General features: G+C 66.7%; 1 protein-coding gene. It reads right to left on the bottom strand.

Annotated features, from left to right (window positions below; all coding sequences use genetic code 11):
- Positions 1-246: hypothetical protein (locus SB847_RS21930; protein WP_410578836.1), on the bottom strand; the 246-nt coding region annotated here is incomplete at both ends.

Genomic DNA, 246 nt, shown 5'->3' with positions numbered 1-246 from the left:
CTCGCTGCGAGGCGCGGTGTCAGCGTGACCTGGAAGCTGTCGAACGTCTTGTTGCTGACGTACCAGGTGGCGTCCTGACCGGGATTCACGAGCACCGCATAGTTCGCGGGCAGATTCGCCGATGCGGGCAGCGTGACGGTGGTCGTGACGGCTGCGCCAGCGCTACCGCCTGCGACGTTAGCGATGCCCGGAATGGTGCCGAGAACAGCGCGGTCCTGATGGGCCGGTGTTGCGCCATCGGGCGAC

This window comes from Bacillus sp. SIMBA_026 (assembly GCF_046535335.1).
GTDB lineage: Bacteria > Bacillota > Bacilli > Bacillales > Bacillaceae > Bacillus > Bacillus velezensis.
The sequence above is the reverse complement of the archived record's forward strand: the minus strand, read 5'-3'. Positions and strand labels throughout refer to the sequence as shown.